We start from the raw sequence: 25,739 nt of genomic DNA on the forward strand, positions 1-25,739 counted from the left end.
GTTGGGGCAAACCGGATCTTGAGGGGAACGGAACCAGAAGCCGGTACCGCCGATCGACGTGGTGGTACCGGCTTCAGGCCCTGTCCGGTGCGAGCGATCGCTCGAGCAGTTCGTCGACGACCTTGCCCCCGAGGCATCAGGTGGGAGCTTGCAGGGCAGGGCAGGGCCGAACCGGGGTGCGCACAGGGGGAGTTACTCGGACTCCTCCCGCGGAACAGCGCGGCTGTTGATCGCGTCGGCGATGGCGTAGGCGGTGCGGACGAAGGTCTCCGCCTGCTGCGCCGACAGGTTCTGCGCGGAGGTCTCCTCCAGGGCCCGCCACATGGCTGCCAGGGGCTCGCGCATGGCACGGCCCTTGTCGGTGAGGTGGACCACCATGACCCGCCGGTCGTGTTCGGCCGGCTCACGGACGAGCAGGCCGGCGTCCTGCATGCGGCGCAGGGACTTGGAGACGGTGGAGTGGTCCAGGCCGACGCTTTCGAGCAGTTCGGACTGGGTCTGGCCGTCCCGGTCCAGGAGCTGCATCAGCAGCAGCTCCTGGCCGGGATGCAGGTCCATCTCGCGGAGCATGGCGGCGGCGCGGGCGCGGTGAGCGCGGGCGAGCTGGAAGATCGCGTAGCTCATCGGCCCCTCGCCGGCCGTGGTGGGGATGCGAGGTGTGGGGGCGGGCATGGTTCGGTTCCTCAGACGGTGTGGGTGGGGTAGTCGGTGTAGCCGGCTGCTCCGCCGCCGTAGAAGGTCGCCGGGTCGGGGGTGTTCAGCGGCGCGTCAGAGCGTAGCCGCTCGACCAGGTCCGGGTTGGCGAGCGCGAGGGCGCCGACCGAGACGAGGTCGGCTCTGCCGTGCTCGATGTCCTTGGCCCGGGTGGGCAGGTCGCTGCCGGCCCTGTTGAGGATCAGCGTGGTCGGCCACAGCGCGCGCAGGGTTTCCAGCAGCGCGTCGTCGCCCGCGTGGAGGACGTGGAGGTAGGCGAGGCCGAGCGGGCTGAGGGCGCGCATGAGGGCCGGATACAGCTCGGCGGTGTCGGACTCGGCGATGTCGTTGTAGGGGTTGCCGGGGGAGATGCGCAGGCCGGTGCGGTCGGCGCCGATCTCGTCGGCCACGGCGGTGGCGACCTCGACGGCGAAGCGGATGCGGTTGTCGAGGGAGCCGCCGTAGCGGTCGGTGCGCTGGTTGGTGTTGTCGGACAGGAACTGGTGCACCAGGTAGCCGTTGGCGGCGTGGATCTCCACGCCGTCGGCGCCCGCCGCGACGGCAGCCGCCGCGGCGCGGCGGAAGTCGTCGACGGTCGCCGCGACCTCCTGCTCCGACAGAGCACGGGGGGTCGGCATCTCCTGGGGCCCGGACGCGGTGAACATCGCGCCCTCCGGCCGGATCGCCGACGGGGCGACCGGCAGGCGCCCGTGGGGGGTGTTGTCGGGGTGGGCGATGCGTCCGGTGTGCATGAGCTGGATGACGATCCGGCCGTCGGCCGCGTGCACGGCGTCGGTGACCTTGCGCCACCCGGCGATCTGCTCGTCATTGTGGATGCCGGGGGTGAGGAGGTAGCCCTGTCCGTCGGTGGAGGGCTGGGTTCCCTCGGTGATGATCAGCGCGTGCGAGGCCCGCTGGGCGTAGTACTCGGCGTTCATCTCGGTGGGTACGCCTTCAGGGGTGGAGCGGTCACGGGTCATGGGGGCCATGACCAGGCGGTGGGGGAGGGTGATGGCCCCGACGGTGGTGGGTATCCACAGGGAGTTCAGCATGTGTCGTCCTTAGGTGCGGTGATAACCAGGTGGTCGCTGGGGGGAAAAGAGAGGCAGCGTGATCAGTCGAGGGTGAGGACGAGCTTGCCGCGGACATGCCCGGCGTCGCTGACCTGCTGGGCCGTGGCCGCCTGGTCGAGCGGGTAGGCGGTGACGGTGGTGACGATCTTGCCGGTCGCGGCGTCCTGGGCCAGGGCGGCCAGGCGGGCGGCCGAGCGTTCCTGGGGGCCGTTGGCGAAGGTGATGCCGAGCTGGTGCGCGCGGAAGTCGGCGATGGTGACGATGCGCTCGGTGCCGCCGCGCAGGGCGATGGAGTCCTCGAGGGCTCCCTTCCCGGCCAGGTCGAACACCGCGTCCACGCCGTCGGGGGCGAGCGCCCGGACCCGCTCTACCAGGCCCTCGCCGTAAACGGTCGCGGTGGCGCCGAGCGCGGCGAGGTATTCCTGGTTGGCGGGGCCGGCGGTGCCGATGACACGCGCTCCGCGGGCCGCTGCGAGCTGGACCGCGAGGGTTCCGACCGCTCCCGCCGCGCCGTGCATCAGCACGGTCTCCCCGGCGGTGACGCCGAGCAGGTTCAGGACCCGCTCGGACGTCTCGCCCGCCACCGGCAGCGCGACCGCGTGCTGCCAGTCGAGCCCGGCGGGCTTGGGAGCCACGGTGGTGGCCAGCGCGTACTCGGCGTACGAGCCGGTGTCCGACCAGCCCAGCACCTCGTCACCCACCTGTATGTCCCGCACGCCCTCACCCAGGGCGTCCACCACGCCGGCGAGCTCGTGACCGGGCACGGAGGGCAGCGGCGTCGGGAACACGGCCTCCAGTGCCCCGGAGCGGATCTTGCCGTCCAGGGCGTTCAGCCCGGCCGCCTTGACGCGGACGCGGATCTGGCCGGGGCCGGGCTGCGGAACCTCGATGTCCGTCTCGCGCAGTACTTCCGTGCCGCCGAAACGGTCGAACAGGATGGCTTTCATGACGACTCCTCTCTGGGTGTCGCCACCAATTAGGTGGCTAGACACATAACGTAACAGCAATTATGTGGCTAGCCAAGTATTTTCTGTGGCGGACACCCCCTAGCGATGCGCCTCGGCGTCGAAGCCTGCGGGAGCCCGGTCGAGGAACGCGATGACGGAGCTGATCCGGCCGTCCTGGTCGAACTGGATCACATCGGTTCCCGTGGCGAAGGACGCGCCGTCGCCGTCGCCGGTCAGGATCTCCCACTGGAGCCTGGCGCGGCGGTGGTGGACCTGGGGCCGTTCACGCAGCCGCAGCGCAGCGGTGCCGACGTGGTCGACGAACTGGTTCCGGAAGTCCATCAATGCCTGTGCCCCGCTGAGGATTCCGATCTCCGCGCGGTACTCGACGCCCTCAGCGAGGGCCGTGGCCGCGAGTCGGCGCTGCTCCGGCTCGGTGCCGGCGTTCCAGAACCGCACGTACTGCGCGAGCTGTTCGAGTTGCTCGACGACGGTTTCCTTCTCGGTCTCGGTCTCGGTCTCGGTCCGGGGCTCGGGCTGTGCTGTCGACTCGGTCATGGCCGGTGTCCCTTCGTCCGGTAGGTCACTGCGCTACGAGCTGCGCATCCGCCTCCGACTCTGGGTCCGCCGGCGAGGGCTGTCGATGACCTGGTAGGTCATTGCCGTGGCACGCGAGGCAGGGCAACCTTCCACCCATGACGACCACCACCGAGCCGGTCGGGGTGCTGGTGCGGCGTTGGCGCGAGCGTCGGCGTCGCTCGCAGCTCGACGTGTCGCTCGCCGCCGAGTTGTCCACCCGGCACCTGAGCTGCATCGAGACCGGGCGCGCGAACCCCAGCCGGGACATGATCCGACGGCTGTGCGACGAGCTGGACGTGCCGCTGCGGGAACGCAACGCGCTCTACCTGGCCGCGGGCTTCGCCCCGGTGCACGCCGAGCGCGCCCTCGCCGACCTGGGGGCGGCGCGCGCCGCGGTGGAGGCCGTCCTGACCGGACACGAGCCGAATCCGGCGCTCGCCGTCAACGTACGCTGGGAGTTGCTGGCCGCGAACCGGGCCATGGGAGTTTTCCTCGGCGACGCGGCGGGGGAGCCGGAGCGGCCGCCGTTCAACGTGCTGAAGGCGACCCTGCACCCCGACGGCCTGTCCCGGCGCATCCGGAACCTCGCGCAATGGCGGGCGCACGTGCTGCGCCGGGTCCGCCGCCAACTGGAGCGGACGTCGGCCGCCGGTCTGGCGGAGCTGCTCGCGGAGCTGGAGAGCTACCCCGTTCCCGGGGGAGACGCGGATGAGCCCTCCCCGGACGGGGCGGCGGACGACCTGGTGGTTCCGCTGAGGCTGTCGTCCGAGTACGGCGAACTCGCGCTGCTGTACACAACTACGGTGTTCGGCTCGCCGCGAGACGTGACGCTCGACGAGATCGCCATCGAGACGTTCTTCCCGGCGGATCCGCGCACGGCGGCCACGATGCGCGCGGCTGTCGCCTGAATCGTCACGGCGGCTAGGGATGTGTCCCCGCATCCGCAGTGCGCCGGTCACTGCACCACCCGGCCAGGGCGCGGGCGAGCCCTGCGCTTCCGTCCGGCTCGCTCAGGTGTGGAGCCGGGCAGGGACAGGGCTGGTGGTCATACGGTCTCGCCTCCGGGTGCGGCGATGCCTGCTGTGTTCTCGACGGAGAGCAGGGAGTTCTGGCGTCCGGAGCCGAGCCAGCGCACGAGGGCGACCAGGGCGAGGGCGAGGATCGCGAAGGCGATGAGGATGGCGCTGATCGCGGTCACGCTGGGGTCGATGTCGAAGGTGAGGGAGTTGTAGACCTGCACCGGCAGGGTGACGGTGTCGACGGAGGAGAGGAACTGGGAGATGTAGAACTCGTCGAAGCTGGTGATGAAGGAGAAGATCGCGGCGGCGATCATGCCGGGTGCGGCGAGGGGGAAGGTGATGCGCCGGGCGATGGTCAGCCGGCTGGCGCCCATGCTGGCGGCGGCGTCCTCGAGGCGTTCGTCGATGCCGCGCAGGGTGGCGATCAGGATGAGCACCGCGATGGGTGAGGCGAGCACGGTGTGGCCGAGGGCGATGGCGATGGGGCTGCCCAGCATCGCGGCGGGTTCGAAGAGCAGGAACAGCCCGAGTGCGGTGACGATCTGCGGGATGAGCAGGGGGCCGAGGACCAGGGCGTAGACCGCGGAGCGCAGCGGGAGTTCGCTGCGGGTCAGGGCGGTCGCCGCGGTCACGCCGATGATCAGTGAGAACACGGTGCTCAGGCAGGCGACGAAGGCGCTGAGTGTCAGGGCGGCGGGCCATTTGCTGCCGTCGGCGAACAGTGCCTTGTACCAGCCCAGCGTCCAGGAGTCCGGGGGGAAGGCGGCGAAGGCGTTGTTGCTGAAGGAGGTGACGAGGATGACGACGATCGGCAGGGCGAGGAACAGCAGGATCACGGTGGCGATGGCGGTCAGGGTGATGCGCCCGGCGAGGGTCTTGCGCAGCTCCATCATGACGCGCTCCTCTTCTTACGGCTGGCGCCCAGGGAGCTGACGAGCTTGACCAGCAGCAGCCCGGCGAAGGTGAGCAGCAGCAGGATGACGCCCTGAGCGGCCGCCCCGTTCCACTGGTTTTCCTTGGTGACCTGCTGGTTGATGAGGGTGGCGATCATCGTCTGGTTGGGTCCGCCCATCAGGGCGGGGGTGATGTAGTAGCCCAGCGAGAGGATGAAGCTGAGCAGTCCGGCACTGGCCAGTCCGGGGGCGACCAGGGGCAGGTAGATCCGGCGGAAGATGGTCACGCGTCCGGCGCCCATGCTGGACGCGGCGGCCAGCAGGCGGCGGTCCACGCCGCGCATCACGCCGTAGAGCAGCAGCACGGTGTAGGGCAGCATCATGGAGGTGGTGCCGATGACCACGCCGAGTTCGTTGTAGAGCAGCCGGAACGGGGCCCCCGGTACCGACATGGCGCCTAGGGTCTCATTCACCAGGCCCTTGTCACCGAGCAGGATGATCCAGCCGTAGGTGCGCACCAGGGCGCTGATGAAGTGCGGAACGACGACGATCAGCATCGCCAGTGCCGCCCACAGGGGCTTGAGCCGCGAGATCGCGTTGGCCAGGAGGAACCCGAAGACGAGGCTGAGCAGCGCCGTCTCCGCGGAGATCCGCAGCGTGGTGATCAGCACCGACAGATTGACCCCGGTCAGGGCCTCGGCGTACCAGTGCAGCGTCAGGGAGCCGTCGGCGTTCTTCAGGCTGAGGAACAGCGTGGTGAAGATCGGGTAGACGAACAGCACCAGCAGGTAGACGACGACGGGCAGTGCGTAGAGGATGCCGACCCGGGTCTTGCGCGAGGCCAGGAGCTTGCGCGGACGGGCAGGGGCGGTGGCGGTGAGGGCAGCCATGACTCACCCTCCCTGTTCGACGGCGAAAAGGTTGACGTCGTCCGGGTCGGCGGTGATCCCGATCCGTTCGCCGGTGACGGGGCCGCGGCCGGCCGGTACCTCCAGGCGCAGCAGCGGCGCGTCACCACCGTCGATCCGCACGCCCGCGCGGACCAGGGTGCCGACGTAGGTGGCGGTCTCCACCGTGCCGGTGCAGAAGCCGTCGTCGGGGGCGCAGGCCCGCAGCCGGCCCGGCTGGACGGCGGCCTTGACCGGCGTGCCGGAGGCCAGTTGGTGGCGGCGTGCCTTGATCAGGCCGCCGGACGCATCGAGGCGGACCAGGGTGTGCTCGTCGGTGTGCTGCTCGATGCGGCCGGGCAGGAAGTTCGCCGCGCCGAGGAAGTCCGCGACGAACGGGGTCCTCGGGCGTTCGAACAGCTCTCTCGGGGTGTCGAACTGCTCGATCAGGCCGTTGCGCATCACCGCGATGCGGTCCGACATGACCAGGGCCTCTTCCTGGTCGTGCGTCACGTAGATGACGGTCAGGCCCAGTTCCTGCTGGATGGCCTTGATCTCGACCTGGAGCTGGTCACGGAGCTTCTTGTCCAGCGCGCCCAGCGGCTCGTCCATGAGGATGACCGGCGGGCGGTAGACGAGTGCGCGGCACAGCGCTACACGCTGCTGCTGCCCGCCGGACAGCTCACGCGGCTTACGGTTGCCGAACCCGGACAGACCGGCGATCTCCAGCGTCTCCCCGACCCGCCTGCGGATCTCGTCCTTCGGCACTCCGCGTAGCGTGAGCGGGAAGGCGACGTTCTCGCTCACGGTCATGTGCGGGAAGAGCAGGTACTGCTGGAACACGAAGCCGAGGTTGCGTTTCTGCGGGGCGAGCTTCGTGACGTCGCGGTCCCCGACGGTGATGGTGCCGGAGTCCGGTTCGCAAAAGCCCGCGATCATCATCAGGGTCGTGGTTTTGCCCGATCCGGAGGCGCCGAGGAAGGTGACGAACTCCCCGGCCGCGATCTCCATGGACGCCTCGTCGACCGCGACGACGTCCCCGTAGGTCTTGCGCAGGGCCACCACCGACAACGCTTTGCCCGTCGCGGTGGGCAGGGTGCCGCCGGCCACCGTCACAGACGGTGTGACCACATCGAATTCAGCCACGAGCCCACTCCAACCAGCGCTTGGTGACGGCCGATTCGTTCTTCAGCCACCAGTCGATGTCCGCGTCGAAGCCCTCGTCGTAGTACTTCGGCGCACCCGCGAGTGCGTTGCGCTCGTCCTCGGTGAGCTTGGCGTAGGCCACCGGAGAGGACGGGTTCGAGGGGAAGGCCTTGGCCAGGGCGGCCTGGCTCTCGGCACGCAACGCGAAGTCCATGAGCTGGTAGGCGCCATCCACGTTGGCCGCGCCCTTGGCGATGGCATAGCCCGAGAACTGGCGGCGCATGCCGTTGAGCTGCCGCTCGACCGGGACGCCCTGCTTCTGGAGATCGGCGATCCGGCCGTCCCAGACCGTGGACATCGTCACCTCCTGGCGGCTCAGGAGCACGCCGGGCAGCGGGCCGCTGTCCCAGAACTTCTTGATGTCACCCCGCAGCCGGGTCAGCACCTTGAAGGCGCGGTCCACATCCAGCGGGTACAGCTTATCCATCGGCACACCATCGGCCAGCAGCGCGAACTCCAGCTCCGGCAGGTCACCGTCCGGGCTGACCATCGCGCGGCCGCCCTTGAACGCCTTGGTGTCCCAGAAGTCCGCCCACGACTCCGGCTTGCGGCCATCGAAGGCATCCGTGCGATACGCGATGCACTGGCCGTAGAAGCTGTGCCCGATGGCGTGCTCAGTGATCTGGTTCTCGGGGACCTTCGCGCTCTTCAGGCTCTTGAGCCGGCCGGGATCCAGCGTCTCCAGGGCACCCTGCTTCACATACTTCAGGTGAGACATCATCGAGTTGTTGATGAGGTCGCACTGCGGCCGGCCCTGCTTGATCTGGGCCAGCAGCGGAGCGTCGTCCAGGTTCAGCACCTTGACGCCGATCCCCGTCTCCTGCGTGAACGGCGTGTAGATCGCCTTCTGCAGGGCCGCGCCGTAGGAACCGCCGCTGTCGCGGACGACCACCGTCTTGCCGCCCTTCCCACCGGTGCCGGTGGAAGCGCTGCGGCTGGTCCCGGTGCCGCAGGCGGCGAGGGAGGGCAGGGCGGCGAGGGCGGCCAGACCGCCTGCTCCGCGCAGGAGCGCTCTTCGGCCGATCTGGGGATCACTCATGGCAATACTCCTCATCTAGGGGCGCGTGGGACCGACTGTGCTGGAGCTGAGGGGGATGCCAGCGGTCGTGCGGCCGGGCCGGTCCGCCCTGGGGCTGCGCGAGGGCGGAGGGCTCCGCACGCGGGGGGGGAAGGTGAGCCCGTGCATCTTCGGGAGAATGCGTCCGGGAGCGGTGGTGGTGATCTCGAACCTCAGGGACGGCGATCACTGTCCGGAGGTGGACCTCGGGCCGCTATCTATCCCGTCTAGCGCGATTTCCTGAAGCTTCACGCTAAAAGTGGCAAGAGAATGACAGTGGGCCGGGACCGAGTCAAGGGGTGCACGCTGCGGGGATCGCCGGATGCGACGCTCCGGCGGGTATCGCCGCCGCCCGCGCGAGCAAGGCGGGCGGTCGGCGTCTCGGTGTAGAGAACGACGTGGTCGGTGATGCTGTGGTCACCTTTTCCTCAAGGGCGGGGCAGCCCGAGAAGGACGGGGAGATCGGCGACGTCGGTGATCCGCTTGTAGCCGAGCCAGTGTTCGTCGTGCTCGAAGCCGCGGTCCATGTACACCGTGTTCTTGATGCCCATGTGGTTCGCGGAGCGGAGGTCGTACTTCGGGCTCGCCGAGACGTGCACGATTTCGTCGGGTGCCACACCGAGCTTGTCCAGCGTGTATTCGAACGCGCGGAGCCGTGGCTTGTAGACGCCCATCTCCTCGGCGGTGATCACGACCTCGAACGGGGCCTGGAGGTTCTCCACGAGGCGCTTGGCATGCACGTCGTCGGAGTTCGTCACGATCACCAGCGGGTACTCCTCGGCCAGGCGCCGCAGGGCCTTGCTGACACCGGGGTAGGGGCCCCACGTGGGGATCTCCTCGTACACCGCCTGACCGTCGCCCTCGCGGTACTCGAGGCCGAACCTGCGCATGGTCCGTTCCAGCGAGTGGGCGACGACCTGGTGGAACGGCTGGTAGGCGCCCAGGCACTCGTCGATCCGGTACTGGTTGCCGGTCCGCAGGAACTCGTCGGCGATCTCGGCCGGGAGCCGGTCACCCAGGACCCGGCGGATCACCTCGTTGATGCGGAAGTGGATCAGCGTGCCGTTCATGTCAAACGTGACGAACTTCGGCTTGCTCTCGAATCTCATGGTTTCTCCAGTTGTCATCTGCGAGACAGCCACCACGTTGTCGCTTGTCGATTGTCGACCATATGAGTATGGTCGACCACTGTCAACGGGCCCCGAGCCTCCTCTCAGAGCGGATCCGACAGGCGGACATCGAAGAAGGGCCTGACCCACGTGCGTCTCCAGAGCGGTTGACAGCACTGGCAGGAGAGAGCAGCGACATGAAGTTCACCCCCTACTGGCTCGACACCGCTCCCCAGGGGCCGGACCGGTCCCGGACCGACATCGGTGGGCACGTCGACATCGCGATCATCGGGGCCGGCCTGACCGGCCTGTCGGCGGCACTGCACCTGGCGCGCAAGGGCGCGAACGTGCACGTCTTCGAGAAGGACACGGTCGGTTTTGGAGCCTCGGGCCGCAACGGCGGCATGGCCACCACGGGCTTGTCGATCGGCTTCCGTGACGCGGTCGCCCGCTACGGGTTCGACACCGCGAAGGCGTACCTGATGGCCTACCACGACGCGGTCGACACGCTCGAGAAGCTCGTCACCGACGAGGGGATCGACTGCGACTTCGCTCGCACGGGCAAGCTGAACCTGGCCTCCAAGCCGGCCCACCTCGATGGTCTGCGCAAGACCCACGAGATCATGTCCGGCCGGCTCGGACTGGAGACCCGTCTGGTCCCCAGGAGCGAGCTCCGCGCCGAGATCGGCTCCGACCGCTACCACGGCGCGATGGTCGAGGCCAGGAGCGCGGGGCTGCACGTCGGCAAGTTCACCAAGGGGCTCGCCGAGGCGGCCGCGCGGATCGGCGTGACGATTCACGAGAAGGCCCCGGTCGAGGGGATCGAACGGCTCGGTGGCACGAAGCACGAGCTGGTCACGCCGCGCGGCACCGTCCGGGCCGACCAGGTCCTGGTCGCGACCAGCGGCCACACCGGCCGGCCGTTCCGCTGGCAGCAGGTCAGGATCGCGCCCGTCGGCAGCTTCATCATCGTGACCGAGCCGCTGGGCAAGGACGTCTGCGACATGCTGCTGCCGAACCGGCGGATGGCATCGACGTCCATGAACCTGCTGAACTACTTCCGGATCACCCCGGATGACCGGTTGCTGTTCGGTGGCCGCGCCCGCTTCGCCATGGCCGGCCGGCAGTCGGACGAGAAGAGCGGACGCATCCTGCACAAGGCGATGACCGAGGTCTTCCCCCAGCTCACCCAGGCGCGCGTCGACTACTGCTGGGGCGGCCTGGTCGACATGAGCATGGACCGGATGGTGCACGCCGGCGAGCAGGACGGGCTGTTCTACTCGCTCGGATACTCCGGCCACGGCGTCCAGATGGCGACGCACATGGGCAAGCAGATGGCCGAGTGCATGAACGGGACACCGGCCGCCAACCCCTGGAGCGACCTGCCCTTCAAGCGGATCCCGGGCCACTTCGGCCCGCCCTGGTTCCTGCCCTTCGCGGGCGGCTACTACAAGTTCAAGGACCTCATCAAGTAGGTGCGACACGGACGCTGAGGGGATGACACCGGCAGCGGGCCCGCTGTGAGGCGGGTCCGCCGGTCACGGCCCGGCGCGGGGGCGCGAACGGGGCGGGTGATGCGGTCGGGCCCGGTGTGGTTAGGGACTTCTCCCGGGGCACACGCGGCCCGCACGGCGTAAGGCCATTCCATCGGTGGGGTGTGCCGTCGGAACCGTCTACGACGGTCCGTCTCCCGGCTGGGCTTGCAGCGCCGACTGGAAGTGGGCGGCCAGTTCCTGACGGAACGCGTCGCTGTCGCCTTCCAGGGCAGCCGTCGCCAACCTCTCGTGCTCTACGGCCAGATCGTGCGGGTCGCTGTAGGTGCGATGGTCGAGGCTGAGGTAGAGGCGCAGCTTGGTCTCCCAGCCGTTCCAGAGACTCTGCAGGACGCTGTGCTCGGAGAGGTCGTAGAAGAGCCGGTGGAAGCGGAGGTGCGCGTCGATGCCGGCCGGGATGTCGTCCTTCTCGATGGCCCGGTGGAGGTCCTCGACGGTCTGCATCAACTGCGGTCGCTCGGTGCCGCGCAGGGCTTGGGCCGACAACTCGGCGGCGTACGGCTCGACACGCAGGCGGACCGAGGCGATCTCGGCGACCTCGCGAGCGCTCACCTCTACGACGAACGCCCCGCGGAAGGGGATCCTCACGACCAGCCCGTCCTCCTCCAGCCTGGTCAGCGCCTCGCGCAGCGGGGACCGGCTGATCCCGAGGTCTGCGGCGATGTGCGCCTCGCGCAGCTGGCCACCAGGAGGGACGGTGCCGTCGAGGATGGCCGCGCGCAGCACACGGTAGACGCCGTCCGGCGTCGTCGTCCGCTGCTCCTGCCACTCGAACTTGTGGGCCATCCTGGCGCCCTCCTTTGGTCGTTTGTCGACTATACAAGGCATCCCCGTTCCCCGCGATCACCGCCACCGGCTGCCCGAAACCGGAGGCGCTGCGCACCGTCAGCCGCTACGAGAGCGAGCCCCGGAGCCTGTACGCCGGGGCCGTGTTCACCGCGGACGCCGGCGGCTCCCTCGACGCGGCACTGGTCCCGCGCACGGTCTTCCAACGCGACGGACGCAGCCGGCTGCGCGCGGGTGCCGGAGTCATGGGCCAGTCCACACCGCAACGGGAGTGGGAGGAGACCTGCGAGAAGCTCCGCAGCGTGGCCCCGCGCCTCCGCAGCAGCTCGGACACACCACCCCGCGGAGCCGCGATGAGCGGCTGTGAGCCGGACCGCTCTACCGCTGTAGCCGCTTGAGCAGCCTGCGCGTGCTGGGAGAGGGCGTCGCGTCGATCCCGGCCAGCGCTGCCTCGCAGTCCTGGAACGCCGTGAGGACGCCGTCGTCGTCGCCCAGCGCGTTCGCCGCGCGCATCCGTACACGCCAGGCCACCTCGCGGAGCGGGTCGATCGCGGTTGCACGTTCGCACAGGCGGACGGCGTCGCCGTACCGGTGCAGCCGCAGGGCGAGGTCGGCCGCCGACGAGAGCGCGTCGGCGGCCTGCCGGGACAGTGCCCGGCGCCGTTCCTCGACCCACTGCGAGGTGCGGTCCGGCAGGTAGTCGCCCTCGTAGCGGGCGAGCAGCACCTCGATCGCCGACAGCCTCGCCCGGCCGGTCAGCCGGTTGGCGTGAGCGAGGTCGGACTCCATCAGCAGCGACTGGCAGCCCTGCGCCACCTCGTCGGCGAGGGACAGCCTGTTCTGTTCGACGGTCAGGCGCAGCCGTGGCGGCAGGGCTAGATTGAGCTGGTGGACGGCCTGACGCAGGTAGGCGCGGGTGGACCGGTCGTCGCGTGCGAACAGCGCCTCCAGAACCCGCGGGCGATCGGCGGCGTGGCCGGGTCGGCTGCTCAGGTAGGAGAGCAGTTCCAGGCTCTTGCTGATGCGCAGGCGGGCCTCGGCGCCGTCGACGAGCAGGGCGTGGCGTCCGAACTCCGAGACCGTCACCGCCGGCATGCGCTCGGCGACCTGGATGTTCGCTCCCTGGGCCGCGAGCGCCCGGCCAACGGCGTGCCACGGGGTGTCCGTTTCGGCCTCGGCGTCGATGCGGCGCGAGGCGACGGCGGGGAACTCGCCGAGGACCTGGAGCAATACGTGGTGGGAGCCTTGGCGGCCCGACACCTCAAGGGCCAGATCGGCGGCCCGGTCGGCCTCGTCCTCGTGACCGGCGCGCCACTCCGCCTCCGCCAGGAGCACTGCCGCGACGGGCAGTTCCAGAAACAGGCCGCCGGCTCTCAGGAGCGCGACGGCCTCGCGCAGGCAGTCGAGCGCGTCGGCATCCGCGCCGCCGCGCAGCAGCAGCCAGCCTCGCCACGCACGGGCCTTGGCGCTGAGCTGCACCGCCTGTTCGATGAGCGGGTCGTCGTCCAGTCCGTCGAGCAGCGCCATGGACACCGCGGGGTCGCGGCGGTCGAGGATCCTGAGCCTGACCAGCCCTTCCGTGAAACCGAGATACCAGGTGCGTGCCCCGGCGGCGAGGGCGAGCCTGCGGCCTTCCTCCAGAGCCGTGATCGCTTCGCCCGGGCGCCCGGCGTCCAGCAGGAGTTCCGGCAGGACCGCGTGCAGGCTCAGGGAGTTGGAGACCGAGTCGCGGGTCCGTTCGTACAGCTCCAGGGCCCGGCGGGTGTGGCCCTGCGCGCGGAGCGCCGCGATCTGCCACGGGGCGGCCAGGGAGGTACCCCAGTGCGACTCCAGGGAGATGTCGAGGTCGCTCAGGTGGCCGAACCAGTACTTCGCGAACAGCACGAACGCGTCGGACGGCCCGCCGGTCAGCTCCGGTGGAGTGTCGACGCGGTACGAGGGATACATGGTGCCCAGTGAGTAACGCACGGCGGCCACCTCCGCACCGGGGCCGGCCAGCCGCAGGATGTCCTCCACGTCCCCGGGGCGGCCGCACTGGGCGTAGCAGTAGATCATCAACGCTGCCGCCCGTTCCGATCTCCGGGCGACCTCGTCTCGGGTACCGGCATCCAGGAGCGCGTCGGCGATGGCCGTGCCCCCGCGGTAGTCGTCCCGGGCCCAGGCGAGCATGAGCCGTGCCGTGGTCAGTTCGTGGGGCTCGGGGCCGACCGGGCCGAACGCGTCCAGCCAGCGCTCGGCGACGGGGAGGTCGAGCCGCTCGATCACACGCAGGATGACCCGCGCCCCACAGTTGCGTGCCTCGGCGGCTTCCCCGGCCTGCAACAGGACCTCGGTGGCCTCCTCGTCGTGGCCTTCGCCGGCCAGCAACCGGCCGTGGGCGAGGCGGATCCGGCGCAGCTCCTCGTCGTCGCGCCGGCCGAGCTGTTCCAGCAGGAACTCCCGCAGCCGCGGGTGGAAGCGCATCGTGCGCCCGTCCCGGGACCAGACGACGGGCAGCCGGACCGAGCGCAGCGACTGCATCCGTCTCGCCGGCGCGGCGAGGCCCAGCGCCCGTGCCCGTCCGGCCGTCACCTCGTCGAGGACCGCGGCCGTGACGAGGAAGTCCCGGTCCGCGTCGGAGAGTTCCGCGAGGATCCGGGAGGACATGTAGCCGTGCAGCGGGTCGGCCTCGCCTCCGACGACCACGGTGTGCTCCTCGGAGCGCCAGGCCTCGAACAGCACACCGGTGACCCAGCCGCCCGTCGCCGACACCGCCTGTGCCGGGTCGGTCGTGGCGTTGTCGTTCAGCCGCAGGGCCTCGGCCGCCTCCTCGACGGTGAAGGCGAGGTCTTCCTCGCGCAGTGAGGCCACCGAGGTGGGGTCGAGCCGCCGGTGCACCGCCGGCGGGATGTCGCGCCGGCTGACCAGGACCGTGCGCACCGTTCGCGGAAGGTAGTGCAGGAAGGAGCCGAGCGTCTCCCAGACTTCTCCCGACACCCCCAGGCGTTCCAGGTCGTCGAGCACCAGCACCAGCGTGTGTCCCCGCAGGGACTCGGCGAGGAGCCCGGCGGATTCCGCGTGCTGGATGCCCGCGCGCAGCGCACGGGTCGCCACCTGGTGCGCGGCGGGTGCGTGCCGTGCCAGGACCTCTTCGAGGTAGGCGAGCAGGCGTCCCGGACGGGCGTCGGTCGCGTCGGCCGACAGCCACGCCACCGGGTGGGGCAGGCGTGCTGTCGCCTGGCTGACGGCGGTGGTCTTGCCGGCGCCCGCGGTCGCCAGTACGAGCACCACCTGGCGTCGCTCGATCAGTGTGCCGAGGGCTGTCGCGATCCTGGGCCGTGGCACCAGGCGCTCGGGCACGTCCGGAACGGACATCTTGTGCTGGATCAGACCTACGGCGTGCGGCACCGTCTGCCGGGGATTGTCCATGGTCACCTCAACCAGGGGGAGCTTGCCCAGTACGTCGTGCCGGCGGTCACAGGCCCGCCTTCCCCGTCGCCCAGTACGGCTGCGTGTGGATGACGGACCGGTGCAGGTCATACCGGGTACGGACCACATTCCGCGCGCGTTGGACGGTCTGCCCGTGCCCGGCCAGGTAGGCCTGCGTGACCTGTTGTCCTGGCGGGGCGTCGCCCAGCCAGGACAACACAGCCTCCCCCGGCTGCTGGCTCTGCGCGACGACCTGTACACCGGGCAGCAGCTCCCGCACCACAGCCACGTCCTGCGCGGGCACCTCGACCACACCGCACACCCGGGCCCGGTCACCCAGCCAGTGGATCATCGAGTACCACAGGCCCACGGTCGTGGCATCGCCGCACACGAGGGTGGTGCCCGGTTCGGCACGCGCACGGAAACCGCGCATGGCCTCCAGCCCCATCGCGGAGACCGGGTCGCCGGCCGTCAGACTGTCGAGCCACGCGTCACCGGGTGAAGTCGGGCCCGGGACAACGGCGCTGTGCCGGTGGAACAGGATGGACATGCGTCCGGTGACCGTGTCGACCGCGTCCGGCGTGTAGCGCCGGAACGCGGTCGGCGAGACCAGGAACGTGGTCACCTGGCACGGTGCCCATTCCCGCCCCTTCAGACGCTCGCCGGCGAGGTGGACCCGCCGGAACGACGGCGACAGATCTTCTGTCCCGGTCACCGTGCACGGCATTCCCCGGACCTCGATCATCCGGGCAAGGGGCGCGGGCAGGCTGGGCATCGACAACTCCTGACGAAGGGCGAGCGGCCGGCCGGTGCTGGTGAGTCGCTCGCGGGGAGGTGGTCCTGTGCCCATACGGTCAGGGCCGCCAGGGGGAAGAGAGGGAAGGCCCGGGTGCGGGCCGCGTCGGGCTGGGCCGGCTGTAGGGGTTCGGACCAGGGGTCCGGCTGAGGGTGCTGTGGGGTGGTCATGGTGTGTGTCCGCTCCGGTACGGCGGAGGCGTCGTGGGGCGATGCCTCCGCCGTACGTCGTCGTGGCAGTGTCGGGGGTCAGCCCATGTGGAGGGGCGCGGCGCCCTCGGCGTGCTGCTGCCTGCCCGAGTCGACGGCCAGGAACATGACCGCCAGGCCGCCCAGGAACATGGCGCCGGAGGCGACGAAGGCCATGGTGTAGCCGTGGGTCAGCGCCTCGCCCGCCTTCGCGACCAGAGGGAAGTCCTTGGTGGCCAGGCCCCTGAAGAAGGCGGAGGCCGCCTCGGGGAGCTGGTCGTTCGCCGCCGACGTGGAGATCGTCGACAGGACCGCCAGACCGAGGGCGCCGCCGATCTGCTGGGCGGTGTTCAGCAGTGCCGAGGCCATGCCGGTGTCCTGGTGGTCGACGCCGCTGACCGCGCCGAGTGTCATCGGGACGAAGCTCATGCCGAGCCCGAGCGCGGTGACGAACATCGCCGGCATCAGATGTCCGGCGTACGAGGAGCCGGGCTCCAGGGTGGCGAACCAGAACATGCCGCCCGCCGCGACCAGCAGCCCCGGTCCGGCGATCAGCCGGGGCGCCAGGTGGGTGATCAGCTTGGAGCTGATGCCCGCGGCGGCAGCCATGCCGACGCTGAACGGCAGAAACGCGAAGCCGGTCTTGACCGCGCTGAAGCCGAGGATCAGCTGCATGTAGAGCGTCAGGAAGTAGAACATGGCGAACATGCCCGACCCGACGAACAGCATCGTCGCGTAACTGCCGGAGCGGTTGCGGTCCTTGAAGAGCCGCAGCGGCATCATCGGGTCCGCGGCGCGCGACTGGACGACCAGGAACACGGTCAGCAGTACGGCGGCCGTCGCGAAGGAGGCCGCCGTCAGGCCGTCTGTCCAGCCGTGCTCGCCGCCCCGCGTGATGCCGTAGACGAGTGCGATCAGGCCGCCGGTGCCGGTGATGGCGCCCGGGACGTCCAGGCGGCCGGGGTGCCGCTCGGCTTCGACGAGGCTCCTGGTGCCGGCGAGGACGACCAGGCCTATGGGGATGTTGACGAAGAACACCCAGCGCCAGTCGAGCGCGTCGGTCAGTACGCCACCCAGCAGCAGACCGACCGTGGCGCCGACGCCGCCCATGGCCGCGTACACGCCCATGGCCGTGTTGCGTGACCTGCCGACCGGGAAGGTGGTGGTGATCAGGGCCAGCGCGTTGGGCGCGGCGAGTGCGGCGCCGACGCCCTGGAGTATGCGGGCGCCGATCAACAGGCCCTCGTTCGGGGCGAGTCCGCCCAGCAGGGAGGCGAGTGTGAAGACGGCGATGCCCGCCTGGAACATGCGCCGCCGTCCGAAGAGGTCGCCGGCCTTGCCGCCGAGCAGCATCAGCCCGCCGAAGGCCAGCGCGTAGGAGTTGACGATCCACGCCAGGTTCGCGTCGGTGACACCCAGGTCGGTCTGGATCGCGGGCAGGGCGATGTTGGTGATCGTGGCGTCGAGGATCACCATCAGCTGGGCCGCGGCGATCACGAAGAGCGCCAGGCCGAGGTGCCGGCCGCCCGGGGAAGCCCCGGAGGCATCGGTACCCGGCTGCGCGGGGGCCGTGGTTGTGCTGTCGGCAGACAAGGGAGAACTCCAAAGGTGGGGCGAGGGGCGTGGAAAGTCATTGACCCGGACAGGGAGAAGACGTGGAATGTCGAGTCCTGTGGCGATGCACGGTCGAGTCTCGGCACGGAAATCCGACCCTAACACCCGGATTTCAAGAGCAGCGGGCTCCTGGAATCCGTATTCGGTGTGATGATTTCAGGCTTGACCGGCCCGGTGTGTGTATGAGCACAGCGGCGAACGGAAGAAATCCCGTTGCACATAACGTCGGCCGAGTTGTCAAATTCAGAATTCCGGAATCCGGTCGGTCGGATCAGGTGGGAGTGCCGAACCAGGTGGTCAGGGCGGTCTCCAAGTCGGACTTGGCCGGAGCCGTCCAGCAGACATAGCCGTCCGGGCGGATCAGGAGCGCGTCGGCACCCTCGCCGGTGAGCGGGATCTCCGGCAGCAGCACCGCTTCGACGCGGTCGGACCAGGGGCGAGCCGCGTCGACGAAGGCGGAGTCCACGGTCAGCAGGACGCCGCGGCCCGTGTGCAGCAGCTCGCCGGCCCAGACGTCGTCGGCCAGTTGGATGTCCGGCATCCGGGCGCCCAGCAGCTCATGGGACGACCCGGTGTCGGCGCCGTCCATCGGATACCGGATGCCGAGGCCGGAAATCCTGCCCGCGAGGTAGCGATTGACCTGGGGCAGCGCCAGGAGTTTGGTGAACAGCCCGCGCAGGGCGTCCACCCCGGGGTCCTCCTTCGCGAACATGAACAGCCCCTGCGCGCGGGTGTTCTCCAGCACTTCCGCGGCCACCGGATGGCGTTCGGCGTGGTAGCTGTCCAGGAGTCCTTCGGGTGCCCGGCCGAGTACCTCGGCGGCGAGCTTCCAGCCGAGGTTCATGGCGTCCTGGATACCGAGGTTCATCCCCTGGGCGCCCGCCAGCAAGTGGATGTGGGCGGCGTCCCCGGCGAGCAGCACCCGGCCGACCCGGTACCGCTCGACCTGGCGCGAGGCGTCGGTGAACCGGGTGGCCTGGCGCACTTCGGTGATCTCGGCCTCCTCCCCGTAGGACTTTCGCAGGGCGGTCTCCAGTTCCGCCTTCGACACCGGAGCCTCCCGGCTCTCCGGGCGGATGTCCGGGCCGATGGTGAACAGCTGATAGTGGCCGGGCTCGTCCAGCGGGATCAGGGCGGTGACCTGCCCGGCGGGCGCGGTGTGGGCGAACAGCTTCGCCGTGGAGGTCCACCGGGTCGGCACCGCCGCCGAGGTCCGACCGAGCACCACGTCGGCCACGATGCCGAAAGCACGCGCGTCGGTGCCGGGGAAGGGGACCCCGAGCAGCTTGCGGACGGTACTCCGGCCGCCGTCGCAGGCGGCCAGATAGGCGGCCCGCAGCGTCCGTTCGTCGCCGTTCGGGACGCGCACGGTGGCCGTGACGCCCGTGCCGTCCTGCACCAGGCCCACCAGCTCGTGCCCGTAGCGGACACGCATCCCGTGGCTGAGGAGACGCTCTTCGAGCAGCTCCTCGACCCGCGCCTGCGGAATGCCGACCTGGTAGGGGCGCCGGGCCGACCAGCCGTCGTATCGCAGCGGCACGGGCAGCCTGGCGAAATGCCCCTCGGTGACGGTGGCGATGGCGCGCTGATGCGCGTCGTCGAGCAGGCCGCGCAGATCGAGCACCTCGGCGGTGCGGGGCTGAAGGTTGAGGGCCTTTGCCTGGACGCGGCGCTCGGGCAGTTTGTCCAGCACCACCACGTCGACGCCCGCCAGCGCCAGCTCGGCGGCGAGCAGCAGCCCGGTCGGGCCGCTGCCGACCACCACGACATCGGTCTTCTCCATGTTTTCGTCTCCCTGACGCCAGTGATGCGCACGCTGAGTGCGTTCGGCACATCCGCCGAACACCGGAGATGTGCTTTCTCCGTCATCGGCAGATCGTGCCTGCGTGGCGTTAGCAAAGGAGAAACCGGAAGACCTGCCGGCCATTTCCCGGCCGGCCTTCAGCGGGAGTCGATTCCCCGTTCCCGGGCCGCCGCTCCGAAGTAGTCGCCCCCCTTGCGCTTGGGGTCGTCGGTGCCCCAGGCCTGTTCGCCGTCGGCGGCGGAGCGGTCCGTGCCGTCGGTGTTCTGCCGGAGGGGGGCTCTGACCAGCCGCGGTATGTGCTTCGAGCAGTGGATGTATGCCTCTTCGACCTCGATCTCCACCCACACATGGGGGCGGCGGCCGGGCACCGGGTCGACCGGCAGGTCCGGAATCCTCCGGCGCATCGTGTCGTCGGTGACCAGCCGTGCGCGGCCGTTGACATGGAGGCCGATGCGGTCCTGGGAGAAATCGATCATCAGCATGCCGATGTGCGGGTTCTCCCGGATGTTGCCGAGCGAGGCCATGACGCCGTTCCCGCGGTACTCCGGGTAGGCCAGAGTCGCGTCGTCCAGCACCCGGAGAAAACCCGGCGGGCCGGCCCGGAAGGTGCTGTCGCATTCGCCGTGGCTGTCCGAGGTCGCGAGGAAGAACATCTCCTGGCGGGCCACGAACTCCTGCATCCGCGCATTGAGCCGCCGCAGGACCTGATCGTCGTAGAACCGGTCGGCGCGCGCGACGGTGCCCAGCTCCCGCTGGACCTGGTGCTCGCCGTGGCTTCCGGGCCGGTCTGCCCGCTCATCGTGGTGCAACGGTCCTCCTGACAGCGAGGTCGGCAGGGCGGCAGCTCGTCGAGCCGTGGGATCGGGACTGGTGTCCGTGTCCGGGCCCTGCTTCTCGGTGTTCACCTCGGCGTACGTGACTGATTTGGTCACCTGGCTGGCCGAAAATCGTCATCGGCCATGGACGAGACTAGAGCAGACGCCCGCACGGCACGCAGCGGGACGGCATCCCCGCCGAACGACCACCGCACGAGCCGGGCCAGGGCCACGGGGACGGACGGGGGGTGTCCCCACCCACGAGCGGTGGCTCGCCGGATGGGCGGCGGCCCGCGCGACGAGTGATCGTGTACGCACGGGTCTCCCGCTCGCCGGGTGACCACGTGACGGACCGTGAAGGGGGAACAGTGAAGCGTCCTACGGAGCACGCTCCGGCCCGCCGTACGCTGCTGGCCGGCATGGCGGCGGCAGTCGGTGCGGCAACGGTGTGGGGTACCGCGGGGAAGGCCGCCGCCGGCGGGTGGAGGGGGCCGCTGGGGAACGGGGCGGTGGACGCCGAGGCCGCGCGCCTCGAGGGCGGGTTGATCGAGCTGAGACGGGACTTCCACCGGCACCCCGAGCTGCCGGGGGAGGAGCGTCGCACCGCGGGCGTGGTGGCCCGGGAGCTGCGGGCGGCCGGGCTGACCGTCACCACCGGGGTCGGCGGCCATGGTGTGGTCGGTGTCCTGCACGGTGCGCGTCCGGGCCGGACGGTCGCGTACCGGGCGGACATGGACGCGGTGCCGCCCAAGGACGTCGTCGGAGGCGGTCACGCCGCGGCCCACTTGTGCGGGCACGACATCCACACGACGGTGGCCCTCGGCGTCGCGAAGGTCCTGGCACGGCTGCGGCGGCACCTGAGCGGCACGGTGGTGTTCCTCTTCCAGCCTGCCGAGGAAAGCCTCTCCGGAGCCCGGGCACTGGTCGAGGCGGGCGTGCTGGAGCGCACCCGTGTCGAGGAGATCCACGCGCTGCACTGCGGGCCTTTCCCCGTCGGCCGGTTCGCTGTGACCGGGGGCTACGGGATGCCGGGCCAGGACAAGGCCGAAGTGACGCTTCACGGCCCGGACGCGCCCGATGCCGCGCGGCGACTGGCCGCCGGGATCGGCGCCCTCGCCACGGTGACACCCCCGCAGACGCCCGCGGACATCGAGCGGATGGTCACCGACGCCCAGACGCCCGACGGGCCGTTCGCCCGCTTCGTCGCCCTCCGGGCCTCGGCACAGGAGACCAAGGTGAGCGTGTCCTACCGCTGTTGGCCGCAGGAGCGGTACACGGAGGTACGCGAGGAGATCCGCCGGCTGGCCGAGCCGTACGCGGGAGCGGCGGTGAGCTTTCCCGCCGAGCCGTTCCCCGCCCTGGTCTGCCCGGAACCCGACGCCCGCGCGCTCGCCCGCCACCTGCGCCGCAGGCTGGGCCGTGACTCGGTCGCCACGCTCCATTCCGCGTTCCCGCCCTTCAGCGGCGAGGACTACGCCCTCTACCTGGAGCGCGTCCCCGGCACGTACACCTTCCTCGGCGTCCGCGCCCCCGGCGCCCCGATCACCACCGGCTACCCGCACTTCCCCGACTTCGCCCCGGACGAGCGGTCCATCGGCATCGGCGTACGGGCCATGGCGGGGTGGATCGCGCAGCGGACCCACCGTTAGGCATCTGCAGGCATCCGTTGGACATCCGCAGACATCCGTCGCGAGGCGCGGCGGCTCTCCGGGTCAGTCCGGCCGTGCCAGGTCACCGAGGGCGTCGCGGAGTTGGGCGCGGCCGGTGACGCCGAGCTTGGGGAAGATCTTGTGCAGGTGGAAGCCGATGGTGCGCGGAGACAGGTAGAGCCGGGCACCGATGTCCCGGTTCGTCAGGCCCTCGGCCGCCAGTTGGGCGATCTGGATTCCTGCGGCGTCAGGCCGGACACGGCTTCCGGCGCCGCGGTGGGTACCACCGCCACGCCCGCCGCGCGCAGTTCGGCGGCGGTGCGCTCGACCCAGGGCCGGGCGTCCAGCCGCTGGAAGATCTCCAGGGCGGTGCCGAGCGCGGGCCGCGCCTCGACGGACCGACGACGGCGACGCAGCCATTCACCGAAGTTCAGGTGCGCGAGAGCGTGCTCGAACGGCCAGGGGGCGGTGACCGGGTCCGTCGCCGCGCGGAAATGGGCTTCCGCCTCGTCGGGATCGCCCAGCAGGGCCGAGGCGCGGTGCACGACCGCGTCCAGACGGGCGGAACGGGACGCGCGCATGGCCCGTTCGGCGGCGTGCAGCACGACGCGGGCGTCGGCCACCTACCCGGCGCGGACGGCGGCCGCGGCGAGATCGGAGAGGCAGTACAGGGAGACGTGGTAGTGCACGGGTTCCGGGTGGAAGTCGCGGGTGAAGGCCCGGCGGAGCTGCTCGTAAGCCGACTGGTGATCGCCCTCGGCGAGGAACGCCGTCCCGCGTGCCTGCCGGTAACGCACGTACAGGCTCCGCGACTTGCGCAGGTCGAGGCCGCGCACCGCGCCGCTCGCCCGTGTGTGCGCCGCCGCATGGTCCCCCTGCGCGGCGCGTAGCGTGGCCTGGAGGAGCTGCGCTCCCACGGTGACGTTGTCCGCTCCCGCCTCGGTCGCCATCCAGAAGCTGCATGACATAAGCGCTTCCTCCCGGCGCTCTGACAGCATCCGGATCAGTGCAGGCGGCTCCGCGGCCGGCCCGGAACCCGTTGGGGTCCGGTGCGCGGCCCGCGGTGCGCCTGCCTCGAACGCGAACATCACCTCGGAAGGGCGGAGACCATGACGCAGGGCGCACCGGTACGCGAGGAAGGACCCCTCCAGGGCGGCGTGCCGAGCCGGCGCACCGCGACAGCGCGCGTGTTTCCCGGCGACGCGGTCCCGGAGCTTGGAGTTCTCAGGACCGAGTTATCGATGACCCGTGTGTCCGATCTCGTTCGGATGCTGTCCGCGATGCCCGACGAGGGGGAGGGCGAGTTCCTCTACCTGGGCCTGCACGTCCGGGGGACGGTCGCGCTCACCCGGGCCGGGGAGGACGAGGCCTTCTTGGAGCCGGGGGACATGGTCTTCTGCGATCCGGCCCGGCGTGATGTCCTCCGGTTCGGCGAGGACTGCCTGATGACGTACTTCCGGACGAGCCGCCGCCACCTGGGCGTCGCGGAGCCGGACCTGGACCGGGTCGTCGGCGTGCCGGTGCGGCACGGTTCCGGTATGGGGGCGCTGGTGTCGGGCTTCCTGTCCGCGCTCGCCGCCGAGGCGGAGTTCCACCGGTCGGCGATGGGGGACCGGCTCGCCCGCAGTGCCGTGGACCTCCTCGCCGTCCTCGTCATGGAACTCCTTCAGGCGGAGACGGGACCGGAGACGTCCGGCGCGTCGAAGGCCGGCGGCGAGATGCTGTCGCGGATCCGGGCTTTCATCGAGGAGCATCTGACGGAGCCTGAGCTGTCACCGGAGTCGATCGCACGCGCGCATCACATCTCCGTCCGCTATCTGCACAAGCTCTTCCAGGACGACGGCACGACAGTGGGCCAGTGGGTGCGGCAGCGCAGGCTCGACGCGTGCAGGCAGGAACTCGCCCGGACGTCGAATCGCAGGACGACCGTGGCCGCCGTGGCACACCGCTGGGGCTTCAGCAGCCCCTCCCACTTCAGCCGCACCTTCCGGGACGCCTACGGTATGTCCCCCAGCGAATGGCAGGCGTTGGCGGCGTCGGGGGCCGGCTCGGCGGACACCGACGCGCGGTGTCCGTGAACTGCCCTTCTAGCCCCTGGCATGATCACGGCATGACCAGTGAGCCTGTGCAGCCCGGCCCCGGCAAGTGCGTCCTCTTCGACGTCGACGGCACGTTGATCGACGCCGTGGACAACCAACGCCGCGTCTGGGCGAGTTGGGCGGGGCGATACGGGCTCGACGCGGCCGAGGTCTATCGGGTGGCCCTGCGGACGAGGCCGATCGAGACCTTCGCGAAGGTGGCTCCGGACCAGGACCCACGGGGGTGCCTGGCCGCGCTGCACGAGCTGGAGGACGAGGACGTCCGGTCCGGCGCCTACGGGGCCTTCGACGGCGCGTCACAGCTTCTGGGCGCCCTGCCGTCGGGGGCGTGGGCGCTCGTGACCTCCAACTACGAGCACCGGGTACGCGGGCGATTCGCTCGGACGGGCCTGCCGGTCCCGCGCGTCATCGTGGACGCCGCCGCGGTGGAGGAGGGCAAACCCTCGCCCGCGCCCTACCTGCTGGCCGCCGAGCAGCTCGGTGTCCGGCCCGAGGACTGCCTGGTCATCGAGGACGCCCCGTCCGGCGTCGAAGCAGGGCTGCGGGCCGGCATGACGGTATGGGGAGTCAACACCGCGGCTGCGGTGGCCGGCGTGCACCGTCACTTCGCGAGTCTGCGTGACGCGGTCCCCGACATCCTCGCCTTCGCCGGGCTGGAGGGATCAGCCGCAGTGAGGTGATCACGCCGTGGCCGGCGTGATCACCGCGTCGGGAATTACCGGTGGTCCACCGGCGGACCGCTCAGGGCCGGGGGCGGGCCCAAGGGGCATCGGTGGCCGAGAGCCGGTGCGTGGTCACGGCGGTGACCGCGAGCAGCAGCAGCGTCAGGCCCAGCGCGCAGGAGAGGCGGCCGTGCAGGATGATCCCGGCGCCGGCGAGGGCGCCGAGGAACATGGCGAGCACGGAGAGGTTCCGGCGCCCGGGGCGCGGCGCTTTGCCGCCCACCCGGGTGGAGTCGGCGGCCAGGCCCGTCAGGTCAGGCGTGGCCGGGTGGTGGCCGAGAAGCGCAGCGCCCAGTGGCTCCGCTACCACCCGGTCAGCCGCTGTTCGAGGTCGCGCAGGTCCTTGCGGAGGGACGAGCGGACCTGGCGCGCGAGCAGCGGCGCGGCCAGCCGGTAGAAGCCGCCTTCGCCGCCCCGGACGCGAATGCGGGCGAGGGTGCCCCGTGCGTCCGGCGCGAAGGCGTACGTGACATGCATGGGCATCGGGCCGGCCACGGAGATCATGTCCAGCAGGTGAGGCGGTTCGTACGCGGCCACCCGCAGGACGTAGTCGATGCGCCGTCCGAGGAAGTATGCCGTCCGGGTGACCTCGGCGTTCACACCGAAGCCGCCCTTATCCGCCTCCCGGGTGAGCCCCGCGGTGCGGATGCCCTGGGTCCACTCGGCGTCATGGCGCCAGTCCATGGCGTACTCGGCCACACGTTCGGGCGGGAGCGGGATCACGCGCTCCGCGGACACGTCGATCGTCATGGCGCTGCTTCCTCGTCCTCGCCCGGCCCGGACGCGGGGTCGGCTGCTGAGGCCCAGCATCCTCGATGCCGGGGGCGGACGCACGGCGAGCC

26 protein-coding genes are annotated in these 25,739 nt (G+C 70.5%); 6 read left to right on the forward strand and 20 right to left on the reverse strand.

Features of this window, described 5'->3' with window-relative positions:
* Positions 1 to 192 precede the first annotated feature (192 nt).
* The 4 genes from CP976_RS38425 to CP976_RS38440 all read right to left on the reverse strand — a co-directional run bounded on the left by CP976_RS38425 (position 193) and on the right by CP976_RS38440 (position 3,271).
* Positions 193 to 672 carry a MarR family winged helix-turn-helix transcriptional regulator gene (locus CP976_RS38425; RefSeq protein WP_150484480.1) on the reverse strand — a complete coding sequence of 160 codons (480 nt, stop codon included), beginning with the start codon at positions 670 to 672 and terminating at the stop codon, positions 193 to 195.
* An 11-nt stretch (positions 673 to 683) separates the two neighbouring features.
* Positions 684 to 1,745, reverse strand: coding sequence for an alkene reductase (locus CP976_RS38430; RefSeq protein WP_150484481.1), 1,062 nt, complete (start codon positions 1,743 to 1,745; stop codon positions 684 to 686).
* A 62-nt stretch (positions 1,746 to 1,807) separates the two neighbouring features.
* On the reverse strand, positions 1,808 to 2,713 hold the full coding sequence (locus tag CP976_RS38435; RefSeq protein WP_150484482.1) for an NADP-dependent oxidoreductase: 906 nt from the start codon (positions 2,711 to 2,713) through the stop codon (positions 1,808 to 1,810).
* A gap of 99 nt (positions 2,714 to 2,812) precedes the next feature.
* On the reverse strand, positions 2,813 to 3,271 hold the full coding sequence (locus CP976_RS38440; RefSeq protein ID WP_208838955.1) for an isomerase: 459 nt from the start codon (positions 3,269 to 3,271) through the stop codon (positions 2,813 to 2,815).
* Between the two features lie 137 nt (positions 3,272 to 3,408).
* Between CP976_RS38440 and CP976_RS38445 the strand changes: the two genes are divergently transcribed.
* Positions 3,409 to 4,200, forward strand: coding sequence for a helix-turn-helix domain-containing protein (locus CP976_RS38445; protein WP_150484483.1), 792 nt, complete (start codon positions 3,409 to 3,411; stop codon positions 4,198 to 4,200).
* A gap of 137 nt (positions 4,201 to 4,337) precedes the next feature.
* Here the strand turns inward: CP976_RS38445 and CP976_RS38450 are convergent, their stop codons facing one another.
* From CP976_RS38450 to CP976_RS38470, 5 genes are all read right to left on the reverse strand, one after another.
* Positions 4,338 to 5,204, reverse strand: coding sequence for an ABC transporter permease (locus CP976_RS38450; RefSeq protein ID WP_150484484.1), 867 nt, complete (start codon positions 5,202 to 5,204; stop codon positions 4,338 to 4,340).
* Positions 5,201 to 6,094: an ABC transporter permease gene (locus CP976_RS38455; RefSeq protein ID WP_150484485.1), complete on the reverse strand. Its 894-nt coding sequence runs from the start codon at positions 6,092 to 6,094 to the stop codon at positions 5,201 to 5,203. The genes CP976_RS38450 and CP976_RS38455 overlap by 4 nt, the downstream gene beginning before the upstream one ends.
* 3 nt (positions 6,095 to 6,097) lie before the next feature.
* Entirely contained in the window at positions 6,098 to 7,237 is a 1,140-nt protein-coding gene (locus CP976_RS38460; protein ID WP_150484486.1) for an ABC transporter ATP-binding protein, read from the reverse strand.
* Positions 7,230 to 8,336: an ABC transporter substrate-binding protein gene (locus CP976_RS38465; protein WP_150484487.1), complete on the reverse strand. Its 1,107-nt coding sequence runs from the start codon at positions 8,334 to 8,336 to the stop codon at positions 7,230 to 7,232. Before CP976_RS38465 ends, CP976_RS38460 begins: the two co-directional genes overlap by 8 nt.
* A gap of 446 nt (positions 8,337 to 8,782) precedes the next feature.
* A complete protein-coding gene (locus CP976_RS38470; RefSeq protein ID WP_150484488.1) occupies positions 8,783 to 9,463 on the reverse strand; it encodes a haloacid dehalogenase type II in 681 nt (226 codons plus the stop codon).
* 197 nt (positions 9,464 to 9,660) lie between these two features.
* Here CP976_RS38470 and CP976_RS38475 point away from each other — a divergent pair, with 197 nt between their 5' ends.
* Complete coding sequence (locus tag CP976_RS38475) at positions 9,661 to 10,938, forward strand: NAD(P)/FAD-dependent oxidoreductase (protein ID WP_150484489.1); 1,278 nt, start codon at positions 9,661 to 9,663, stop codon at positions 10,936 to 10,938.
* A 198-nt stretch (positions 10,939 to 11,136) separates the two neighbouring features.
* Here CP976_RS38475 and CP976_RS38480 read toward each other — a convergent pair whose 3' ends face one another.
* Entirely contained in the window at positions 11,137 to 11,802 is a 666-nt protein-coding gene (locus CP976_RS38480) for a GntR family transcriptional regulator (RefSeq protein WP_150484490.1), read from the reverse strand.
* A gap of 14 nt (positions 11,803 to 11,816) precedes the next feature.
* Between CP976_RS38480 and CP976_RS38485 the strand changes: the two genes are divergently transcribed.
* Positions 11,817 to 12,200: a chorismate-binding protein gene (locus CP976_RS38485; protein WP_150484491.1), complete on the forward strand. Its 384-nt coding sequence runs from the start codon at positions 11,817 to 11,819 to the stop codon at positions 12,198 to 12,200.
* On the opposite strand, the gene CP976_RS38490 is transcribed toward CP976_RS38485, so the two are convergent.
* From CP976_RS38490 to CP976_RS38510, 5 genes are all read right to left on the reverse strand, one after another.
* Positions 12,181 to 15,210, reverse strand: coding sequence for an AfsR/SARP family transcriptional regulator (locus CP976_RS38490; protein WP_167537500.1), 3,030 nt, complete (start codon positions 15,208 to 15,210; stop codon positions 12,181 to 12,183). The two genes, CP976_RS38485 and CP976_RS38490, sit on opposite strands and share 20 nt — an antisense overlap.
* A gap of 46 nt (positions 15,211 to 15,256) precedes the next feature.
* The gene (locus tag CP976_RS38495; RefSeq protein ID WP_167537501.1) at positions 15,257 to 15,985 is read right to left on the reverse strand and encodes a siderophore-interacting protein; all 729 of its coding nucleotides are present in this window, start codon (positions 15,983 to 15,985) and stop codon (positions 15,257 to 15,259) included.
* 269 nt (positions 15,986 to 16,254) lie between these two features.
* Complete coding sequence (locus CP976_RS38500; protein ID WP_150484494.1) at positions 16,255 to 17,787, reverse strand: MFS transporter; 1,533 nt, start codon at positions 17,785 to 17,787, stop codon at positions 16,255 to 16,257.
* 292 nt (positions 17,788 to 18,079) lie between these two features.
* Positions 18,080 to 19,591 (reverse strand): FAD-dependent monooxygenase, encoded by a 1,512-nt coding sequence (locus CP976_RS38505; protein WP_150484495.1) that lies wholly within the window; start codon positions 19,589 to 19,591, stop codon positions 18,080 to 18,082.
* 158 nt (positions 19,592 to 19,749) lie between these two features.
* Complete coding sequence (locus tag CP976_RS38510) at positions 19,750 to 20,544, reverse strand: pyridoxamine 5'-phosphate oxidase family protein (protein ID WP_229876412.1); 795 nt, start codon at positions 20,542 to 20,544, stop codon at positions 19,750 to 19,752.
* Positions 20,545 to 20,846: 302 nt separating this feature from the next.
* On the opposite strand from CP976_RS38510, the gene CP976_RS38515 reads away from it, so the two are divergent.
* The gene (locus CP976_RS38515) at positions 20,847 to 22,076 is read left to right on the forward strand and encodes a M20 metallopeptidase family protein (protein WP_150485691.1); all 1,230 of its coding nucleotides are present in this window, start codon (positions 20,847 to 20,849) and stop codon (positions 22,074 to 22,076) included.
* 63 nt (positions 22,077 to 22,139) lie between these two features.
* Here CP976_RS38515 and CP976_RS44070 read toward each other — a convergent pair whose 3' ends face one another.
* Genes CP976_RS44070 through CP976_RS44080 form a run of 3 tightly spaced genes read right to left on the reverse strand, consistent with a single transcriptional unit; the run spans position 22,140 to position 23,044 of the window.
* Positions 22,140 to 22,313 (reverse strand): helix-turn-helix domain-containing protein, encoded by a 174-nt coding sequence (locus CP976_RS44070; protein ID WP_244403683.1) that lies wholly within the window; start codon positions 22,311 to 22,313, stop codon positions 22,140 to 22,142.
* Positions 22,280 to 22,699 carry a hypothetical protein gene (locus CP976_RS44075; protein ID WP_229876418.1) on the reverse strand — a complete coding sequence of 140 codons (420 nt, stop codon included), beginning with the start codon at positions 22,697 to 22,699 and terminating at the stop codon, positions 22,280 to 22,282. The genes CP976_RS44070 and CP976_RS44075 overlap by 34 nt, the downstream gene beginning before the upstream one ends.
* Positions 22,700 to 23,044 (reverse strand): hypothetical protein, encoded by a 345-nt coding sequence (locus CP976_RS44080; protein WP_229876410.1) that lies wholly within the window; start codon positions 23,042 to 23,044, stop codon positions 22,700 to 22,702.
* Positions 23,045 to 23,317: 273 nt separating this feature from the next.
* Between CP976_RS44080 and CP976_RS38525 the strand changes: the two genes are divergently transcribed.
* Positions 23,318 to 24,154: a helix-turn-helix domain-containing protein gene (locus tag CP976_RS38525; RefSeq protein ID WP_229876409.1), complete on the forward strand. Its 837-nt coding sequence runs from the start codon at positions 23,318 to 23,320 to the stop codon at positions 24,152 to 24,154.
* Between the two features lie 32 nt (positions 24,155 to 24,186).
* A complete protein-coding gene (locus tag CP976_RS38530; protein ID WP_150484497.1) occupies positions 24,187 to 24,855 on the forward strand; it encodes an HAD family hydrolase in 669 nt (222 codons plus the stop codon).
* Positions 24,856 to 24,916: 61 nt separating this feature from the next.
* On the opposite strand, the gene CP976_RS38535 is transcribed toward CP976_RS38530, so the two are convergent.
* Complete coding sequence (locus tag CP976_RS38535; protein ID WP_190147037.1) at positions 24,917 to 25,207, reverse strand: hypothetical protein; 291 nt, start codon at positions 25,205 to 25,207, stop codon at positions 24,917 to 24,919.
* Positions 25,201 to 25,647 (reverse strand): SRPBCC family protein, encoded by a 447-nt coding sequence (locus tag CP976_RS38540; RefSeq protein ID WP_150484498.1) that lies wholly within the window; start codon positions 25,645 to 25,647, stop codon positions 25,201 to 25,203. The genes CP976_RS38535 and CP976_RS38540 overlap by 7 nt, the downstream gene beginning before the upstream one ends.
* Between the last annotated feature and the right edge of the window lie 92 nt (positions 25,648 to 25,739).

It is taken from the genome of Streptomyces coeruleorubidus, assembly GCF_008705135.1.
Lineage (GTDB): Bacteria > Actinomycetota > Actinomycetes > Streptomycetales > Streptomycetaceae > Streptomyces > Streptomyces coeruleofuscus.

Excerpts from the sequence above, each read along its gene's own strand:
- CP976_RS38450 (WP_150484484.1), bottom strand. The coding sequence starts at position 5,204 with ATGATGGAGCTGCGCAAGACCCTCGCCGGGCGCATCACCCTGACCGCC.
- CP976_RS38465 (WP_150484487.1), bottom strand. The coding sequence starts at position 8,336 with ATGAGTGATCCCCAGATCGGCCGAAGAGCGCTCCTGCGCGGAGCAGGC.
- CP976_RS38455 (WP_150484485.1), bottom strand. The coding sequence starts at position 6,094 with ATGGCTGCCCTCACCGCCACCGCCCCTGCCCGTCCGCGCAAGCTCCTG.
- CP976_RS38425 (WP_150484480.1), bottom strand. The coding sequence starts at position 672 with ATGCCCGCCCCCACACCTCGCATCCCCACCACGGCCGGCGAGGGGCCG.
- CP976_RS38470 (WP_150484488.1), bottom strand. The coding sequence starts at position 9,463 with ATGAGATTCGAGAGCAAGCCGAAGTTCGTCACGTTTGACATGAACGGC.
- CP976_RS38505 (WP_150484495.1), bottom strand. The coding sequence starts at position 19,591 with ATGGAGAAGACCGATGTCGTGGTGGTCGGCAGCGGCCCGACCGGGCTG.
- CP976_RS38480 (WP_150484490.1), bottom strand. The coding sequence starts at position 11,802 with ATGGCCCACAAGTTCGAGTGGCAGGAGCAGCGGACGACGACGCCGGAC.
- CP976_RS38490 (WP_167537500.1), bottom strand. The coding sequence starts at position 15,210 with ATGGACAATCCCCGGCAGACGGTGCCGCACGCCGTAGGTCTGATCCAG.
- CP976_RS38530 (WP_150484497.1), top strand. The coding sequence starts at position 24,187 with ATGACCAGTGAGCCTGTGCAGCCCGGCCCCGGCAAGTGCGTCCTCTTC.
- CP976_RS44080 (WP_229876410.1), bottom strand. The coding sequence starts at position 23,044 with ATGTCATGCAGCTTCTGGATGGCGACCGAGGCGGGAGCGGACAACGTC.
- CP976_RS38495 (WP_167537501.1), bottom strand. The coding sequence starts at position 15,985 with ATGCCCAGCCTGCCCGCGCCCCTTGCCCGGATGATCGAGGTCCGGGGA.
- CP976_RS38430 (WP_150484481.1), bottom strand. The coding sequence starts at position 1,745 with ATGCTGAACTCCCTGTGGATACCCACCACCGTCGGGGCCATCACCCTC.
- CP976_RS38475 (WP_150484489.1), top strand. The coding sequence starts at position 9,661 with ATGAAGTTCACCCCCTACTGGCTCGACACCGCTCCCCAGGGGCCGGAC.
- CP976_RS38540 (WP_150484498.1), bottom strand. The coding sequence starts at position 25,647 with ATGACGATCGACGTGTCCGCGGAGCGCGTGATCCCGCTCCCGCCCGAA.
- CP976_RS38515 (WP_150485691.1), top strand. The coding sequence starts at position 20,847 with ATGGCGGCGGCAGTCGGTGCGGCAACGGTGTGGGGTACCGCGGGGAAG.
- CP976_RS38525 (WP_229876409.1), top strand. The coding sequence starts at position 23,318 with ATGACCCGTGTGTCCGATCTCGTTCGGATGCTGTCCGCGATGCCCGAC.
- CP976_RS38440 (WP_208838955.1), bottom strand. The coding sequence starts at position 3,271 with ATGACCGAGTCGACAGCACAGCCCGAGCCCCGGACCGAGACCGAGACC.
- CP976_RS38435 (WP_150484482.1), bottom strand. The coding sequence starts at position 2,713 with ATGAAAGCCATCCTGTTCGACCGTTTCGGCGGCACGGAAGTACTGCGC.
- CP976_RS38445 (WP_150484483.1), top strand. The coding sequence starts at position 3,409 with ATGACGACCACCACCGAGCCGGTCGGGGTGCTGGTGCGGCGTTGGCGC.